The sequence below is a fragment of the Moellerella wisconsensis genome (assembly GCF_022592395.1).
Taxonomy (GTDB): domain Bacteria; phylum Pseudomonadota; class Gammaproteobacteria; order Enterobacterales; family Enterobacteriaceae; genus Moellerella; species Moellerella wisconsensis.
On the sequence record NZ_CP093242.1, the window covers coordinates 3,075,108 to 3,093,587 of the forward strand.

Sequence of the window (18,480 nt, forward strand, 5' to 3'; positions counted from 1 at the left end):
ACATATTTATAAGGCTATATCAACATAAAAAAAACCCATCTCATAAGAGATGGGGGCTTTAAGCGCAGCAATAATTGTAAATCGTTCTGCTGGAGAACGGGGATAACTGTCAATATCCCCGGGTTCCGCTGATGTTTAACTAAATTTAACTGGATTGGAATATTTAACTAAATTGCTAACAATATCAACTAGTGGCGATTTCTTACTAGCTGATAACGGCGTGTTAAATATTCGATTGGTGCACTCCAGATATGTACCAAACGGCAGAATGGAAACAGCAAAAACAGCGTCATTCCTAAAACTAAATGCAACTTAAAGATTAATGCAACACCTTCAAGATGGGCAGCCGCGCCCCAGTGGAAAGTAACGATGGATTGCGCCCAATCCACCAGTTTTAACATTTCGCTGCCGTCCATATGTTGCGCGGAAAATGGAATAGTCAGTAAACCTAAACACACTTGCACCACCAGCAACGTCAAAATAAGAATATCTCCGAAACTGGAGGTTGCTCTCACTCGCGGATTAGTTAAACGGCGTTTAAGTAACATTGCCCCGCCAATCAACATTAATACGCCACAGATCCCACCGCCAATCATCGCCATCAATTGTTTAATATGCATTGGTAGGAAAGATTCATACATCCAATGAGGTGTTAACATGCCTAAGAAATGCCCAGCAAATACCCCAATAATCCCGATGTGGAATAAATTAGAGGCCAAACGCATGCCTTTTTTATCCAACATTTGGCTAGATCCTGCACGCCAAGAGTATTGCCCATAGTCGTACCTTAGCCAACTACCGACCAAAAATACCGTACCGGCAATGTACGGATAGATATCAAAAAAGAATTGATTGATATAATTCATTTGCTCACTCCTGATGTTAAATCAGAATCCAAATCGAGATATTGTGGCACTACCGCGCCAGCAAAGCGGCGCTGATGACGCGAGATATCACTATCACAGGTTTTATCATCGGCAAAAAATTTAACCTGTTCTTCTTCCCACACTGCATCCAGCGCTTCGGGCGTGTCGTCGCGAGCTTCTTTCGCGACCTGTTCACTGAGCTGTTGGGTCTCTAATTCGCTGTTTGATAGCACTAATAACAACTCAAACAACTTAGCAAAGCGGCTTTCACGTTGCTTTAAACGCTCCCCAACTAAGGCAAGAATAGGGGCAATATTGAGCAGCCCTTCTTGTCGCTCTTTGGCTGGCAGTGTAGTTAGATATTCCAAATATAGCGGTAAATGATCCGGCAATTCACGGCTATCAATTTGCAGTCCATTCTGTTGATATTGCGCCATTAAATCGACCATAGCCTGACCACGATCGCGAGATTCAGCATGTACGTGCTCAAATAATAGCAATGATGTTGCTCGGCCTTTATCAAATAATTCGCAATATTCAGCCTGTCTATCAAGCAAAGGTACGCTAGTATATTCACGCACAAACATCATTAATTGCACCGCTTGTGTAAACGGTAATTCATCGGCACGCTCTAGCGCCTCGATCAATTCATCACGATGCGCCCAAAGCTCCTCTGTAGGATATTCAAGTAAGCAAGAAATCACTTTTAGAGAGATCATAATGAGTTCTCCTTTGAGTTTGTCGAAGCTGTTTTTGGTGTGATATCAATGGCATCAATTCGTTTGCTATTAAACAAATTGAATTTACTGTCACTGCCATGGCAGCCATCTCCAAAACTAAAACCGCAAGCTTTCGCTTCAGGGAAGGCTTCAGCAGCTAATTCCCGGTGACTAGAAGGGATCACAAAACGATCTTCATAGTTAGCAATCGCTAAATAACGGTACATTTCCTGCGCTTGGGCTTCAGTCAATCCCACTTGCTCTAGCGCTTGTAAATCTTGTTTTTTCTCGACGGTTTCCGCACGTTTATAATGGCGCATCGCCAACATACGTTTTAACGCTAATAACACGGGGGCTGTATCACCCGCTGTTAATAAATTAGCCAGATATTGCACCGGGATACGTAAACTTTCGACATCCGGTAACACCCCGTTATGCGCTAGCATTCCAGCATCTGCTACCGATTGGATCGGGGATAATGGCGGCACATACCAAACCATTGGTAACGTGCGATATTCAGGATGCAAAGGTAACGCCAGTTTCCATTCCATCGCCATTTTATAGACCGGTGATTTCTGCGCGGCATCGATTACACTGAGCGGGATTCCATCTTTTTGAGCTTGCTCGATAACCGCAGGATCATGCGGATTAAGAAAAATATCTAACTGACTTTGGTACAGATCTTTTTCATTCTCAACACTTGCCGCCTGCTCAATTTTATCGGCATCGTACAGTAATACGCCTAAATAACGGATACGCCCAACACAAGTTTCTGAGCATACGGTTGGCATACCTGATTCAATACGTGGATAACAGAAAATACATTTTTCTGATTTACCGCTTTTCCAATTGAAATAGATTTTTTTATACGGGCAGCCAGTCAAACACATCCGCCAGCCACGACATTTATCTTGATCAATCAAGACAATCCCGTCTTCAGAACGTTTATAAATGGCTCCGCTCGGGCACGTAGCCACGCAAGCCGGATTTAAACAATGTTCACATAAACGCGGTAAATACATCATGAATGTATTTTCAAATTGCCCATACATCTCTTTCTGCATATTGGCAAAGTTCATATCGTGGGCGCGTTTTTCGAACTCACCGCCCAGATCGTCTTCCCAATTAGGCCCACCATTAATATTGCTCATACGCTGCCCTGTGATCAGCGAGCGAGGGCGAGCCGTCGGTACATTCTTACCTTCTGGGGCATTTTTCAGATGCCCATAGTCATAATCAAAAGGCTCATAATAGTCATCTAATGCAGGAACGTCTGGGTTAGCAAAAATTTTTGATAATACCCCGACTTTATTACCCATTTTAGGTACTAATTTGCCTTTAATATTACGGATCCAACCGCCTTTCCATTTTTCTTGGTCTTCCCAATTTAATGGATATCCGACACCTGGCTTAGTTTCTACATTATTAAACCACGCATATTCAACACCTTCGCGGCTGGTCCATACATTTTTGCAGGTCACAGAACAAGTATGGCAACCAATACATTTATCCAAATTCAAGACCATGCCGACCTGAGAACGAATTTTCATTAGGCTTTCTCCTTCCCGCTCAGAGTCTGTTGATAACCATCTTGCTCACCATCGAGCCAATCAACTTGTTTCATTTTACGCACCACCACAAATTCATCACGGTTTGACCCGACCGTTCCATAATAATTAAAGCCATACGCTAACTGACCGTATCCGCCTATCATATGTGTCGGTTTTGGACAGACTCGTGTAACTGAGTTATGGATCCCACCGCGTTGCTGGGTAATTTCTGAGCCGGGTAAATTAATTAAACGTTCTTGGGCGTGATACATCATGATCATCCCATCAGGAATACGTTGGCTAACAATAGCTTTTGCCGTCAATGCACCATTCGCATTAAACGCTTCCACCCAATCATTATCCTGAATGCCTAACTGATTCGCGTCGTCTTCACTGAGCCAAACCACAGGGCCGCCTCGGCCTAATGTCAGCATCAATAAGTTATCGCTATAAGTTGAGTGAATTCCCCATTTTTGATGCGGAGTCAAAAAGTTAAGCGCTTTCTCTGGGAAACCGTTCGGCTTAGCGCCCAATAACGGCTGTGCTGCGCGAGTATCAATCGGCGGACGATACACCACTAAACTCTCACCAAACGCGCGCATCCACTCATGATCTTGATACAATTGCTGACGGCCACTAATCGTGCGCCACGGGATCATTTCATGCACATTAGTGTAGCCTGCGCTATACGAGACATGTTCATCTTCTAAACCAGACCATGTTGGGCTCGAAATAATTTTACGCGGCTGCGCGACAATATCGCGGAAGCGAATTTTTTCATCTTCTTTATTACGTGCTAAATGCGTGTGGTCACGCCCCGTCACTTTACCCAGAGCTTCCCACGCTTTTACCGCCACCTGACCGTTAGTCTCCGGCGCTAATGATAAAATAACTTCAGCCGCATCAATCGCTGTCTCAATTTTAGGACGTCCCGCATTCGGACCACCTTCTGGCTGAACTTGATTTAAGCGTTTTAAAAATTCAACTTCATCTTGCGTATTCCAGCTAATTCCCTTACCGCCATTGCCCAATTTATCTAACAATGGACCTAAAGAGGTGAAACGTGCGTATGTCGCGGGATAATCACGCTCAACTGTCAATATATGCGGTGCTGTTTTGCCCGGAATAAGCTCACACTGGCCTTTTTTCCAATCTTGAACATCATACGGTTGTGCCATTTCAGCCGCGCTATCATGTTGGATAGGCAAGGTCACCACATCGGTTTCTTTCCCTAAATGGCCGACGCTGACTTCTGAAAAGGCTTTCGCGATGCCCTTATAAATTTCCCAATCACTTTTGGATTCCCAGGCTGGATCAACGGCAGCAGACAGTGGATGAATAAATGGATGCATATCCGAAGTATTCATATCGTCTTTTTCATACCAAGTCGCGGTTGGTAACACTACATCAGAAAATAGGCAAGTACTGGACATACGGAAATCCAGTGTCACCACTAAATCAACTTTACCTTTCGCGCCTTCATCCTGCCATTCCACTTCTTCTGGTTTAACCCAGCCTTGTTCGCCTAAATCTTTCCCTTGAATACCGTTCTCAGTACCTAGCAGATACTTCAGTAAATATTCATGCCCTTTACCTGCTGACCCCAAAAGATTAGAACGCCAAATAAATAGATTTCGTGGGAAATTTTGCGGATTATCAGGTTGTTCCGCAGCAAAGCGTAAACTACCGTCTTTTAAATGCTTAACCGTATAATCAACCGCCGATAAACCTTCAGCTTCCGCTTGTTTAGCAATATTAAGCGGATTAGTGGCTAATTGCGGGGCAGAAGGAAGCCAGCCCATACGTTCAGCACGCACATTTAAATCAATTAAACTTGGGCTAAAACGGGTTTTATCCGCCAGCGGTGATAATAATTCTTGAGTATTTACCGTTTCATAGCGCCATTGACTGGAATGATTATAGAAAAATGACGTACTGTTCATATGTCGTGGTGGGCGCTGCCAATCCAAACCGAAGGCCAGCGGTAACCAACCCGTTTGTGGGCGTAATTTCTCTTGGCCAACATAATGCGACCAACCGCCGCCGCTTTGTCCAACACAACCACAGAAAATCAACATATTGATAATCGCACGGTAGGTCATATCCATATGATACCAATGGTTAATACCCGCGCCGACAATCACCATAGAGCGACCATGCGTTTTTTCTGCATTGTCCGCAAACTCACGCGCAATACGAATAATATTCTGGCGGCTTACTCCTGTGACTTGCTCTGCCCATGCCGGTGAGTAAGCCCTTACATCATCATAATCTTTCGCGCAGTTTTGATCGTCAAAACCACGATCAATACCGTAATTAGCCAGCATCAAATCATATACGCTGGTCACGAATGCTTGACTACCATCAGATAATTGAATTCGTTTAACTGGCAGTTTATGCAGCAGAACATCTTTTAGCTCAACATGATTAAAATGTTCGGTTTCAATCCCACCAAAATAAGGGAAGCCAACATCCAGCACATCATCATGTTTGCCCGCTAAGCTCAATTGCATTTTTAACGGTTGATTATTGGCAGCATCTCGCGGTTCTAAATCCCACTTGCCGCTGCCATCCCAACGGAATCCCATCGAGCCTTGTGGAATACACAATTCCCCATTATTTTCATCGATAGCCACCGTTTTCCACTCGGCATTTTGTTGCTCACCGAGAGCATCGGTCAGATCAGAAGCCCGCAGCATACGGCCTGGTACATAATAGCCATCTTCACGTACGTCTAAACGTACCAACATCGGCATATCGGTGTAAGTACGTACATACTCACGGAAATATTCAGCTTCACGTTTAACATGGAACTCATTCAAGATGACATGGCCCATCGCCATCGCCATCGCACTGTCCGTCCCTTGTTTCGGATTCAACCAATGGTCACATAACTTAGCAATTTCAGCGTAATCCGGAGTTACCGCAACAGTTTTGGTTCCTTTATAGCGAACTTCGGTAAAAAAGTGAGCATCCGGAGTTCGTGTCTGCGGAACATTAGATCCCCAAGCAATAATATAAGATGAGTTATACCAATCTGCAGATTCTGGAACGTCGGTTTGTTCGCCCCAAGTCATAGGTGAAGCAGGGGGTAAATCGCAATACCAATCATAAAAGCTAAGACAAGCACCACCAATTAAGGATAAATAACGGGCGCCGGCTGCATAAGAGACCATCGACATCGCAGGAATTGGCGAGAAACCGATAATACGGTCAGGGCCGAATTCTTTTGCAGTCGCCACATTTGCCGCAGCAATTAATTGGTTAACCTCTTGCCAGCTAGAACGGACAAATCCGCCACGGCCTCGCGCTTGTTTATAACTTTCAGCCTTTTGTGGATCATTAATAATCGAGAGCCACGCATTAACCGGATCTGAATGCTGAGCTATTGCTTCACGCCATAGCTTAAGTAAGCGCTTACGAACCATTGGATATTTAACCCGGTTAGCACTATATAAATACCATGAATAGCTCGCTCCGCGCGGGCAACCACGTGGTTCATGATCAGGCAAATCAGGGCGGGTACGCGGGTAATCGGTCTGCTGAGTTTCCCAAGTGACTAACCCATTTTTAACGTAAATTTTCCAGCTGCATGAGCCGGTACAGTTCACACCATGAGTAGAACGTACGACTTTATCGTGCTGCCAACGGCTACGATAGCCATCTTCCCAATCGCGGTTGACGTTCAATTCTTGACCGTGCTCACCGGCAAAGGTTTCGCCTAATTGCTTAAAATAGCGAAATCTATCTAAAAACTTGCTCATTCGGATTGCCTCCTGAGGACACTGGCGCTGCCAATGCCGTACATTGCTTAATAAAGGTTATCTTTATATTTTGAATTTATTATTTACTTTTACGTCCGTAGATTAGCCAAGTGACCAAGACACAAACGATATAAAATACGAAGAAGATTTTCATTGCTCCAGCAGGTGAGCCGGTTAATGCCAATGATGTTCCAAAAGCTTTAGGGATAAAGAAACCGCCCATTGCGCCAATAGCAGAGATAAACCCTAAAGCAGCGGCACTTTCCGTTACTGATTTTGTTTGTGCTTCATCATCACTGCCACCTTGGGCTTTAACGCGATCTACGGTTATTTTCCGAAATACCACTGCAATCATTTGGAAAGTAGAACCGCTGCCTAATCCTGCAGTTAAAAACAGCACCATGAACACCGCATAAAAGGCAATAAAAGAGCCACCAAGACCATGAACAGGCAAGGTTAAAAACAATAAACCGGAGAAAATAGCCATCACTATAAAGTTAATTAAAGTTACTTTTACCCCGCCAAAACGGTCAGACAACATGCCGCCAAGTGGGCGAGCTAATGCCCCGAGAAATGGACCAAAAAAGGCAAATTTGAGAATAACAATGTCAGGAAATTGGGTTTTAGACAGCATAGCGAACCCAGCAGAGAACCCAATAAATGAGCCAAATGTCGCCAAATACAGCAAGCTGAGTATCCATAAGTGCCCACGTTTTAATACTGGCAACTGCTCTTTTAGTGACGCCTTATTGGCCGCAAGATCGTTCATGCCAAACCACGCCATTGCAGTAAAAAACAGTAAAAAAGGTACCCAAATCCAAGCCGCATTTTCTAACCACAGCGAACTGCCATCATCCTGTACAACGCCTTCGCCACCAAAGATGCTAAATACACCGACGCCAATGATAAAAGGAGCGACCAACTGCATGACACTAACGCCTAAATTTCCTAGGCCACCATTCAGGCCCAAAGCACCGCCTTGATGTGCTTTAGGAAAGAAAAAGCTGATATTCGCCATACTTGAAGCAAAATTAGCGCCAGCAAAACCACAAAGTAGCGAAATAATGACAAAGATACTGAAAGGTGTTGTCGTATCTTGAATAGCTAATCCAAGCCATACACAAGGAATAATAAGAAACACTGTGCTGATAGCCGTCCAGCGACGCCCACCAAAAATAGGAATAACAAACGAATAAGGCACACGCAAGATTGCGCCAGAAACAGAAGGTAAGGCCGTTAATAAAAATAACTGATCGGTGGTGAAATTAAAGCCGACTTTATTTAAATTCACCGCTACTGCGCTAAAAAGCATCCAAACACAAAACGCTAATAACAAACATGGAATGGAGATCCATAAATTGCGGGTTGCAATTTTTTTTCCTGTTTGTAGCCAGAATTTATTATCTTCAGGATGCCAATCCTGAATAATACGTTCAGTTTTGTTGCTATTATTAGATTTCGATAATTGACTCATTACTCACCCCAGTGGATAGTATTTCTGGGCTGAGTTTGTAATTAATTAGAATAAACTTAGATGATCTAAATCAATGGATAAGTGGCTATTTTTTAGCCTCGCCGACATAATAATACTTTAGAGGCACGTAGAGGTAATAAAGTTTATTAATTGATTTTTAAATAAAAAATAAACTCGCACTCTATTTTTACTGAGTAAATAGACCTATAAGATTGACCACGAGATATTTAGTATTAACTATAAAGTAGTATATTTAATTTATCTGATTAATTTAACAATACGTCATGAGTCTAAGCGATTAATATTTGACAAAACGACTCCTCTTTTAAGAGTCTAATTCACCCATGAAACCGCTATTTATAATATTACCGATAGCTAATAGGTTGTAATATGATACCAAGATCTAAGCGATTTTCTATTATTAATCAAGTTATTGGATTAATGCTATTCATTGCAATATTAGGAATTATCGGTATGACAATTTCTAATCGAATGATTATCAGTGTGCAAGGTAATGCACATGCAATTAATAAATCAGGCTCATTAAGAATGCAGAGTTATCGTCTACTCTCTTTGCTCCCATTAAATAAGACCTCTGAACCTTATCTTGAGGAATTAGAGCAGACACTAACCAGTGACGAATTATTGCAAGCAGTACAAGCAGAGAAACTTTCCGCACAATTATCTGATATCACTCATTACTGGAAAGATAGACTGAGGCCAACATTAGAATTAGCTAAAAATCCTAATGAAGCTAAAAATGAAGTGGTTGAATTTGTAAATAAATTAGATCATCTAGTGTATATCATCGATGAAACTACGGAGAATAAATTTACCTACGTAGCGATGACGCAAATCATGTTTATCGCCTTAGTTTTTTTACTATTAATCTGCACTATCTGCCATTTAAGACGCAAATTTCTTTATCCATGGAATAGACTGCTTAATATTGTTAGCGCCATTGGACATAAAGATTTCAGTCAACGCTATCCCGTCACTGGTAAACAAGATGAATTAGATGCATTAGGTCTTACTTTAAATCAAATGTCTGATGAATTAGCCGAAAGTTATCATCAACTTGAAGCACGAGTAGAAGAAAAAACCGCCGACCTATGGCATAAAAATCAGCAACTGTCTTTTTTATATCAATCTAATCAAACACTACATTCTCGTGAACCTATATGTGCAAAAATACAGCAGGTTTTAATTGAACTACAAAAAATTACAAGCGTAAAAAACTTACGTTTTCGTCTATATGAAGATAATAACGAAAAATATTATAACGAAATTTTTTGTTATAAAAATCAACCCCATCTAGATTGCCAACATAACAACTGCCAAATATGTCAGCAAAATATGGATTATAAGCCGCTTATTGAGCCGGCTATTCTTAGCTGGGAACTGGCCGATAATATTCATCGCTATGGCGTAATTATTGGTGAAACAACTCCAGATAATACGTTATCGCAAGAGCAAGATAATCTGGTGCTCATGTTGGTCAAACAAATCTCTGGCATGTTAGCGATGGAATATCAAATTGAACAACAACAACAATTATTATTAATGGATGAACGTTCGGCGATTGCCAGAGAATTACATGACTCAATCGCACAATCGCTTTCTTGTTTAAAAATGCAAATCAGCTATTTACAAATGCAAGCCAATACACTGCCCGAAAATTGCCAAGTCTTATTAGGGGAAATGCGCCAAGAAATTAATTCAGCCTATAGCCAATTGCGCGAATTATTAACCACATTCCGCTTAAAACTTGCCGAACCAGGGTTATTACCATCGCTTGAGAATACCCTCAATGAATTTAATCAGCGACTCGGATTTATCATTGAACTCGATTATAATTTACCAGCAAAAAGTGTTTCATCTCATCAGGCGATACATATCATACAGATTATCCGAGAAGCACTAAGTAATATCCTCAAACATGCACATGCCAATTGGGCGGCTATCTCTTTATCTAAACAAGATAATAAAATCATTGTTATTATTAGTGATAACGGCGAGGGAATTGAGCCAAATCCTGAAAAACAGAATCATTATGGGCTAATTATTATGAAAGAACGAGCTCAGAGCCTAAATGGTACATGTGTTATTACCCCAAGGAAATTAGGGGGCACGGATGTTAGCGTGACTTTCCCGTTCACCCCGAAGACAATAAATACAAAAAGTGATGGAGTAAATTAATCATGGATAAGCAATGTAGCGATACACAACAAGCCACCATTTTACTAATAGACGATCATCCGATGCTACGAAGCGGTGTTAAGCAACTAATTAGTTTGGCTCCTCAACTTAACGTTATCGGTGAAGCTGGTGATGGCGTTCAAGGTATTAAACTCGCTGAAGAATATGATCCCGATTTAATCCTATTAGATCTTAATATGCCAGGTATGAATGGGCTTGAAACTTTAGATAATCTAAGAAGACGAGAGCTCTCTGGCCGAATTATTGTTTTTACTGTATCTAATTACGGTGATGACTTAATTAACGCATTAAAGCGCGGCGCTGATGGTTATTTACTAAAAGATATGGAACCAGAAGATTTATTAGAAGCATTAAAACAAGCGGCAGCAGGAAAAATGGTCGTTAGCCCAACCTTAACCTCTATTCTAGCCACGTCATTACGTGAAGGTCGTAATAATGATGATAGTAATAATTTAGCCTCATTGACCCCTCGAGAAAGAGATATTTTAGATTTAATCGCGCAAGGATTGGCCAATAAAATGATCGCGCGTAAACTGGATATTACCGAAAGTACGGTTAAAGTTCACGTTAAACATTTATTAAAGAAATTAAACTTAAAATCACGTGTTGAAGCTGCTGTCTGGGTACACCAACAAAAATAATCTAAAATAAAACCTGATTATTAATAATTTCTAATAATTAGGTTTTATTAAAAATAACTTTATTTAATATATTAATAGTTGAAATTATTTTTTTATTATATTAATTACTCTTGAATTCGACTTTTAAATTTAGCTTAATAACTAAATACTTATAAAAAGTAAATTATTGTAAAATATCTTTTATTATTTGCTATATCTAATCAATTGAATAAAGATAAAGACAATTCAATCCAAATTAGACATAAAAAATAAAATAATAAATTATTTAATAATACGTTAATATTATAACTAATCATTGAAATAATATAGCCCGAATATTAAGGTGAAAAATGGAAGATTTACTCATTTTAGTTGATAAGCATGATAAACCACGAGGGACGATGCCCAAAATGCAAGCTCATCAGTTAGGTGAACTTCATCGCGCCTTTTCGATTTTCTTATTTAATCAACAGGGTCAATTGCTGATACAACAACGAGCCTTTCATAAATATCATTCAGCAGGGCAATGGGCAAATAGCTGCTGCAGCCATCCTAAGCCAGCAGAGCTAACACTAGATGCCGCCAATCGTAGGCTAGGTGAAGAATTAAATATTTCCAGCAATTTGACCCATATCGGCGAATTTATCTATCAATCTGAAGTAAATGGTGGGTTAATAGAGCATGAATACGATCATATTTATATTGGCTTATTTGATGACTGCATCAGTCCTAATCTTCAAGAAGTTGCAGCAACGCGCTGGATTGGTATTCAAAACTTATATGATGAAATAAAGAATAATCCGCAAAATTATACTGAGTGGCTGAAGATTATTTTAACTCATTACCCTGCTTCAACTATAGAAAATTGGTTTTCTCAATTGCAAACCCCAGTAACAATATAAATATTTCATTAATAATTAAATAAAATAAAAAATTAATTCCCATAATTAAGAGAATTAATTTTATTTTCATAAAGCTACTGCAAGATAATTATATCAGTAATTGCCTGACCTAATTCTTGTGTACTGCCCTTCCCCCCCATATCACGAGTCAATGAACGCCGTTCTCTAATCACAGTCTCTATAGCATTCATAATAATATCATGTATTTGAGGACAGCCTAAATGTTGCATCATCATTGCCGCAGCCCAAATAGTCCCGATAGGATTGGCAATATTCAAACCTGCAATATCAGGGGCAGAACCATGAACTGGCTCGAACATCGAAGGAAAATCTTTTTCTGGATTAATATTTGCTGAAGGGGCTATCGCAATAGTTCCAGTACAGGCTGGCCCTAAATCAGATAAAATGTCACCAAATAGATTAGAGCCAACAATAACATCATAAAATTCAGGCATACGAACCAAATTAGCCGCAAAAATATCAATATGAAATTGGTCAACACGCACTTCTGGATAATTTTTTGCCATGGCAGCGACACGACTATCCCAATAGGGCATGGAATGAAATAAGCCATTCGATTTAGTCGCTGAACTTAAATGTTTTTTCTCTCGCGATTGCGCCAAATCAAACGCATATTTTAAAATCCTGTCTGTACCTTTACGGGTAAAAATACTTTGCTGAGAAACCACTTCATCCTCAGTTCCTTCATATTGGATCCCACCAATAGATGAATATTCACCTTCTACATTTTCACGAACCACATAGAAATCAATATCTCCTGGTTTTTTATTAGCTAATGGTGATTGTATTCCTTCAAATAAACGTACAGGTCGCAAATTCACATATTGATTAAATGCTCGGCGGATGGTTAACAATAATTCCCACAATGAAATATGATCAGGAACTCCCGGAAATCCTACCGCACCAAGAAAGATCGCATCAAAATTACGTAATTTATCAATGCCATTTTCTGGCATCATACGACCCGTTTTGTGATAACGTTCGCAAGACCAATCAAAATGGGTAAAATTTAACTGTACACCTTGCTGCTTTGCTGCAGCCTGTAAAACTTTCAGCCCTTCAGGAATAACTTCTTTCCCAATACCATCCCCAGGAATAACCGCAATAGAAAATTGATCCGCCATGCCCACCTCTGATTTTAATTATGCTAATTAAATAGTTATCACCCACAGTTTACGATACGCTATGATAAAATACAGACATCATATGTAATCTATGAGTTTACAGATCATGAACAAGCTGCCTGCATTAGAAGATATGCGTGTTTTTGCCACTGCGGCTCGCCTAATGAGCTTTTCTAAGACAGCTGAACAGCTGTTAGTCTCTCCAGCCTATATTTCCAAACGGATTAAACTGCTCGAAGAAAATCTGGGGCATCGTTTATTTTTCCGTTCAGCCAGAAGCATCAGCTTAACCCACGAAGGAAAAATTGTTTTAATCCATACTGAGCGCCTACTTGGTGAAATCGAAGATATGCAGCAAGCACTCCGCTCACATCGCCAAGAGATCAAAGGCGAGTTAAAAATAAGCTGTAGCACTGGGTTTGGTAGTACGTATATAAATCCCTATATCCTTGATCTTCGTTCTCATTATCCAATGCTGGGGATCAATCTTAATCTAACCGATCTCAGCGTTGATCTTGTTAGTGAAGATATCGATGTTGATATTTGTATTGGTGGAACTATTCCAGAGCAATATATCGCTCGATTAATAGCTCATAATCAGCGGATTTTATGTGCTTCTCCTGAGTACTTAGCGCATCACGGTTATCCTCAACATCCGCATGATCTGGAGAAATACCACTGTATTACTCTACGAGAGCGCAATCAATCTCCAGTGCAATGGAAACTTGAACAACAAGGAAAAATTCTGACCATATCACCGAATAGTCGGCTAAGTGTGAACAACGGAGAAGTCGCAAAGCAATGGTGCCTTAATGGTGAAGGGATCATATTGCGATCACAGTGGAATGTAGCCAATGAGTTACAACAAGGTAAACTGATTCAAATATTACCCCAATGGGCACAAACAGCCGATGTTTATGCCGTCTATTCACGCAGTATAAAAACAAATGCTAGCCTGCGCGTATTTGTCGAAAATTTAGAACAGTATCTGACTAAAAATTTACATCATGACTAGGGGATTATAGATAAAGATTTATGTACAAGAATCATATATAGAAGCTCTGACGAAAATAAAAATATATTCCTATTTATCTTTTATAAGATATCCTATATTTAATTTATTACTCTAAAATCAGTTTGTTGAACGAGTTTTATTTTCACCTCATTCTCCCCTGCTAAATAAATAACCCAATAGTATAATTTATATACTCTATTTATGGCTAACTTCATAAAATATTGAGTCATGAAATAACCCAACGAAGAAACCAATATATCTGATTAATATCTAACAGATCAAATATTCTTAACCAGCCCATATATAAAAACAAAAATAACTCTTTCTGTTACTCTAGCCGTTAGTTAGATGGAAAAAATTAAAAGTACTCGAAAAGTTAGCCCTGATATGAGATAAAAATATCCTCAAATCAGTAACAGTTAGTATGTATATAGTGAAGTTAATAGGCACATGGGGGGAATTTAAATATATTTTTGCTTATACCAATAATATCTCCCTCAAGCTATTTACATAAAAATGTGAGATTGGATCGCAAAATCGAGTTACTCGATATGTAAGCTCAGTATGCAATTAACAAACGGAAAAATCTTCCTATCAATGATCGGGAGAAAAAAGGATTTACTTAGCCATTGAATCGACCTCTAAAAAATGGAGTATACCAATTCAGAACTGAAAACAAGCGATGAGTCGCTTTATTATTGAGTCCGGTGAGCGCCTAGACGGCCACATTTAATGAAAGGCAAATATACAGAATTATTTACAGGGTTACTAAACGCTAAATAGACAAATAGACAAATAGACAAATAGACAAATAGACAAATAAAAATACACTTTAACCCTCTGACTAGTTGTTTATTTTTATTTTTTCTAGCGACGCAAAAAAGCCACCCTATTGGATGGCTTCTTCGTCTTTATTAAAGTCTGGCAGTTCCCTACTCTCACATGGGGAGACCCCACACTACCATCGGCGCTACGGCGTTTCACTTCTGAGTTCGGCATGGGGTCAGGTGGGACCACCGCGCTATCGCCGCCAGACATATTCTGTCTGTCAACATGATGTCACCTTTCAGCTTCCATCACATTAACTTTAATCTTGAACAAGCTGTCATTTTAAACAATATTCTTTTCTGATTTATTTCATTATTTGATTATTCACCAAAATAAATCGCTAAATCATTCAGTGTCTCTCTAAAACACCTTCGGTGTTGTAAGGTTAAGCCTCTCGGTTCATTAGTACTGGTTAGCTCAACGGCTCGCACCGCTTACACACCCAGCCTATCAACGTCTTAGTCTTAAACGTTCCTTCAGGACTCTCAAGGAGTCAGGGAAGACTCATCTCAAGGCAAGTTTCCCGCTTAGATGCTTTCAGCGGTTATCTCTTCCGCACTTAGCTACCGGGCAATGCCATTGGCATGACAACCCGAACACCAGTGGTGCGTCCACTCCGGTCCTCTCGTACTAGGAGCAGCCCCTTTCAATCTTCCAACGCCCACGGCAGATAGGGACCGAACTGTCTCACGACGTTCTAAACCCAGCTCGCGTACCACTTTAAACGGCGAACAGCCGTACCCTTGGGACCTACTTCAGCCCCAGGATGTGATGAGCCGACATCGAGGTGCCAAACACCGCCGTCGATATGAACTCTTGGGCGGTATCAGCCTGTTATCCCCGGAGTACCTTTTATCCGTTGAGCGATGGCCCTTCCATTCAGAACCACCGGATCACTATGACCTACTTTCGTACCTGCTCGAGCCGTCACTCTCGCAGTCAAGCTAGCTTATGCCATTGCACTAACCTCACGATGTCCGACCGTGATTAGCTAACCTTCGTGCTCCTCCGTTACTCTTTGGGAGGAGACCGCCCCAGTCAAACTACCCACCAGACACTGTCCGCAACCCAGATAATGGGTCTACGTTAGAACATCAAACATTAAAGGGTGGTATTTCAAGGTTGGCTCCATGCAGACTGGCGTCCACACTTCAAAGCCTCCCACCTATCCTACACATCAAGGCTCAATGTTCAGTGTCAAGCTATAGTAAAGGTTCACGGGGTCTTTCCGTCTTGCCGCGGGTACACTGCATCTTCACAGCGAGTTCAATTTCACTGAGTCTCGGGTGGAGACAGCCTGGCCATCATTACGCCATTCGTGCAGGTCGGAACTTACCCGACAAGGAATTTCGCTACCTTAGGACCGTTATAGTTACGGCCGCCGTTTACTGGGGCTTCGATCAAGAGCTTCGCTTACGCTAACCCCATCAATTAACCTTCCAGCACCGGGCAGGCGTCACACCGTATACGTCCACTTTCGTGTTTGCACAGTGCTGTGTTTTTAATAAACAGTTGCAGCCAGCTGGTATCTGCGACTGGCTTCAGCTCCGTGAGTAAATCACTTCACCTAGCGCCAGCGTGCCTTCTCCCGAAGTTACGGCACCATTTTGCCTAGTTCCTTCACCCGAGTTCTCTCAAGCGCCTTAGTATTCTCTACCTGACCACCTGTGTCGGTTTGGGGTACGATTAATGATAATCTAGAGCTTAGAGGCTTTTCCTGGAAGCATGGCATCAGTTACTTCATCACCGTAGTGACTCGTCATCAGACCTCAGTGTATAGTGAACCGGATTTGCCTAATTCACCCACCTACATCCTTAAACCGGGACAACCGTCGCCCAGCTAACTTAGCCTTCTCCGTCCCCCCATCGCAATTATCACCAGTACGGGAATATTAACCCGTTGCCCATCGACTACGCTTTTCAGCCTCGCCTTAGGGGTCGACTCACCCTGCCCCGATTAACGTTGGACAGGAACCCTTGGTCTTCCGGCGTGCGGGTTTTTCACCCGCATTATCGTTACTTATGTCAGCATTCGCACTTCTGATACCTCCAGCATGCCTCACAGCACACCTTCGCAGGCTTACAGAACGCTCCCCTACCCAACAATATTTAAATATCGCTGCCGCAGCTTCGGTGCATAGTTTAGCCCCGTTACATCTTCCGCGCAGACCGACTCGACCAGTGAGCTATTACGCTTTCTTTAAATGATGGCTGCTTCTAAGCCAACATCCTGGCTGTCTGAGCCTTTCCACTTCGTTTCCCACTTAACTATGACTTTGGGACCTTAGCTGGCGGTCTGGGTTGTTTCCCTCTTCACGACGAACGTTAGCACCCGCCGTGTGTCTCCCGTGATAACATTCTTCGGTATTCGTAGTTTGCATCGAGTTGGTAAGTCGGGATGACCCCCTAGTCGAAACAGTGCTCTACCCCCGAAGATGAATTCACGAGGCGCTACCTAAATAGCTTTCGGGGAGAACCAGCTATCTCCCGGTTTGATTGGCCTTTCACCCCCAGCCACAAGTCATCCGCTAATTTTTCAACATTAGTCGGTTCGGTCCTCCAGTTAGTGTTACCCAACCTTCAACCTGCCCATGGCTAGATCACCGGGTTTCGGGTCTATACCCTGCAACTCATTCGCCCAGTTAAGACTCGGTTTCCCTACGGCTCCCCTATTCGGTTAACCTTGCTACAGAATATAAGTCGCTGACCCATTATACAAAAGGTACGCAGTCACCCTGATAAATCAAGGCTCCCACTGCTTGTACGTACACGGTTTCAGGTTCTATTTCACTCCCCTCGCCGGGGTTCTTTTCGCCTTTCCCTCACGGTACTGGTTCACTATCGGTCAGTCAGGAGTATTTAGCCTTGGAGGATGGTCCCCCCATATTCAGACAGGATAACACGTGTCCCGCCCTACTCGTCGAACTCACAACACTAACATTTTCAGATACGGGGCTATCACCCTTTACTGCCAGACTTTCCAGACTGTTCTCTTAATGCTAGCGTTGATGTTGGTTCTGGGCTGCTCCCCGTTCGCTCGCCGCTACTAGGGGAATCTCGGTTGATTTCTTTTCCTCGAGGTACTGAGATGTTTCAGTTCCCTCGGTTCGCTTCATTTAGCTATGTATTCACTAAATGATGATGCACCAAAGTGCACCGGGTTTCCCCATTCGGACATCGTCGGCTAATAACGCTTCATATCAGCTCACCGACGCTTTTCGCAGATTAGCACGTCCTTCATCGCCTCTGACTGCCTAGGCATCCACCGTGTACGCTTATTCGCTTAACCTCACAACCCGAAGGTGTTTCTGAATACGAGTGACTGTGCATCATGATTTCTTTGTTAGTCCGTGCGCGCAATGCTCACGTACCTTAAG

General features: G+C 41.8%; 10 protein-coding genes and 2 rRNA genes. 4 read left to right on the forward strand and 8 right to left on the reverse strand.

What is annotated here, in order from left to right:
- Positions 1-188 precede the first annotated feature (188 nt).
- The 5 genes from narI to MNY66_RS13505 all read right to left on the reverse strand — a co-directional run bounded on the left by narI (position 189) and on the right by MNY66_RS13505 (position 8,373).
- Entirely contained in the window at positions 189-866 is a 678-nt protein-coding gene (narI, locus tag MNY66_RS13485; protein ID WP_047255895.1) for a respiratory nitrate reductase subunit gamma, read from the reverse strand.
- Entirely contained in the window at positions 863-1,585 is a 723-nt protein-coding gene (gene narJ / locus MNY66_RS13490; protein ID WP_241501070.1) for a nitrate reductase molybdenum cofactor assembly chaperone, read from the reverse strand. The genes narI and narJ overlap by 4 nt, the downstream gene beginning before the upstream one ends.
- Positions 1,582-3,135, reverse strand: coding sequence for a nitrate reductase subunit beta (gene narH / locus MNY66_RS13495; protein WP_047255897.1), 1,554 nt, complete (start codon positions 3,133-3,135; stop codon positions 1,582-1,584). The genes narJ and narH overlap by 4 nt, the downstream gene beginning before the upstream one ends.
- Positions 3,135-6,899, reverse strand: a complete 3,765-nt coding sequence (locus MNY66_RS13500) for a nitrate reductase subunit alpha (RefSeq protein ID WP_047255898.1) — start codon at positions 6,897-6,899, stop codon at positions 3,135-3,137. The genes narH and MNY66_RS13500 overlap by 1 nt, the downstream gene beginning before the upstream one ends.
- 79 nt (positions 6,900-6,978) lie before the next feature.
- Entirely contained in the window at positions 6,979-8,373 is a 1,395-nt protein-coding gene (locus tag MNY66_RS13505; RefSeq protein ID WP_241501071.1) for a NarK family nitrate/nitrite MFS transporter, read from the reverse strand.
- Positions 8,374-8,763: 390 nt separating this feature from the next.
- Here MNY66_RS13505 and narX point away from each other — a divergent pair, with 390 nt between their 5' ends.
- The 3 genes from narX to idi all read left to right on the forward strand — a co-directional run bounded on the left by narX (position 8,764) and on the right by idi (position 12,115).
- On the forward strand, positions 8,764-10,572 hold the full coding sequence (narX, locus tag MNY66_RS13510; RefSeq protein WP_241501072.1) for a nitrate/nitrite two-component system sensor histidine kinase NarX: 1,809 nt from the start codon (positions 8,764-8,766) through the stop codon (positions 10,570-10,572).
- 2 nt (positions 10,573-10,574) lie between these two features.
- On the forward strand, positions 10,575-11,234 hold the full coding sequence (narL, locus tag MNY66_RS13515) for a two-component system response regulator NarL (RefSeq protein WP_047255901.1): 660 nt from the start codon (positions 10,575-10,577) through the stop codon (positions 11,232-11,234).
- Between the two features lie 329 nt (positions 11,235-11,563).
- A complete protein-coding gene (idi, locus tag MNY66_RS13520; RefSeq protein WP_241501073.1) occupies positions 11,564-12,115 on the forward strand; it encodes an isopentenyl-diphosphate Delta-isomerase in 552 nt (183 codons plus the stop codon).
- Between the two features lie 74 nt (positions 12,116-12,189).
- On the opposite strand, the gene MNY66_RS13525 is transcribed toward idi, so the two are convergent.
- The gene (locus MNY66_RS13525) at positions 12,190-13,260 is read right to left on the reverse strand and encodes a tartrate dehydrogenase (protein WP_047255903.1); all 1,071 of its coding nucleotides are present in this window, start codon (positions 13,258-13,260) and stop codon (positions 12,190-12,192) included.
- Between the two features lie 106 nt (positions 13,261-13,366).
- On the opposite strand from MNY66_RS13525, the gene MNY66_RS13530 reads away from it, so the two are divergent.
- On the forward strand, positions 13,367-14,275 hold the full coding sequence (locus MNY66_RS13530) for a LysR family transcriptional regulator (protein WP_047255905.1): 909 nt from the start codon (positions 13,367-13,369) through the stop codon (positions 14,273-14,275).
- 919 nt (positions 14,276-15,194) lie between these two features.
- Here the strand turns inward: MNY66_RS13530 and rrf are convergent.
- Positions 15,195-15,310, reverse strand: a 5S ribosomal RNA gene (rrf, locus tag MNY66_RS13535).
- 174 nt (positions 15,311-15,484) lie between these two features.
- Positions 15,485-18,392 (reverse strand): 23S ribosomal RNA (locus tag MNY66_RS13540).
- Positions 18,393-18,480 lie beyond the last annotated feature (88 nt).

Excerpts from the sequence above, each read along its gene's own strand:
- narI (WP_047255895.1), bottom strand. The coding sequence starts at position 866 with ATGAATTATATCAATCAATTCTTTTTTGATATCTATCCGTACATTGCC.
- narJ (WP_241501070.1), bottom strand. The coding sequence starts at position 1,585 with ATGATCTCTCTAAAAGTGATTTCTTGCTTACTTGAATATCCTACAGAG.
- narH (WP_047255897.1), bottom strand. The coding sequence starts at position 3,135 with ATGAAAATTCGTTCTCAGGTCGGCATGGTCTTGAATTTGGATAAATGT.
- MNY66_RS13500 (WP_047255898.1), bottom strand. The coding sequence starts at position 6,899 with ATGAGCAAGTTTTTAGATAGATTTCGCTATTTTAAGCAATTAGGCGAA.
- MNY66_RS13505 (WP_241501071.1), bottom strand. The coding sequence starts at position 8,373 with ATGAGTCAATTATCGAAATCTAATAATAGCAACAAAACTGAACGTATT.
- narX (WP_241501072.1), top strand. The coding sequence starts at position 8,764 with ATGATACCAAGATCTAAGCGATTTTCTATTATTAATCAAGTTATTGGA.
- narL (WP_047255901.1), top strand. The coding sequence starts at position 10,575 with ATGGATAAGCAATGTAGCGATACACAACAAGCCACCATTTTACTAATA.
- idi (WP_241501073.1), top strand. The coding sequence starts at position 11,564 with ATGGAAGATTTACTCATTTTAGTTGATAAGCATGATAAACCACGAGGG.
- MNY66_RS13525 (WP_047255903.1), bottom strand. The coding sequence starts at position 13,260 with ATGGCGGATCAATTTTCTATTGCGGTTATTCCTGGGGATGGTATTGGG.
- MNY66_RS13530 (WP_047255905.1), top strand. The coding sequence starts at position 13,367 with ATGAACAAGCTGCCTGCATTAGAAGATATGCGTGTTTTTGCCACTGCG.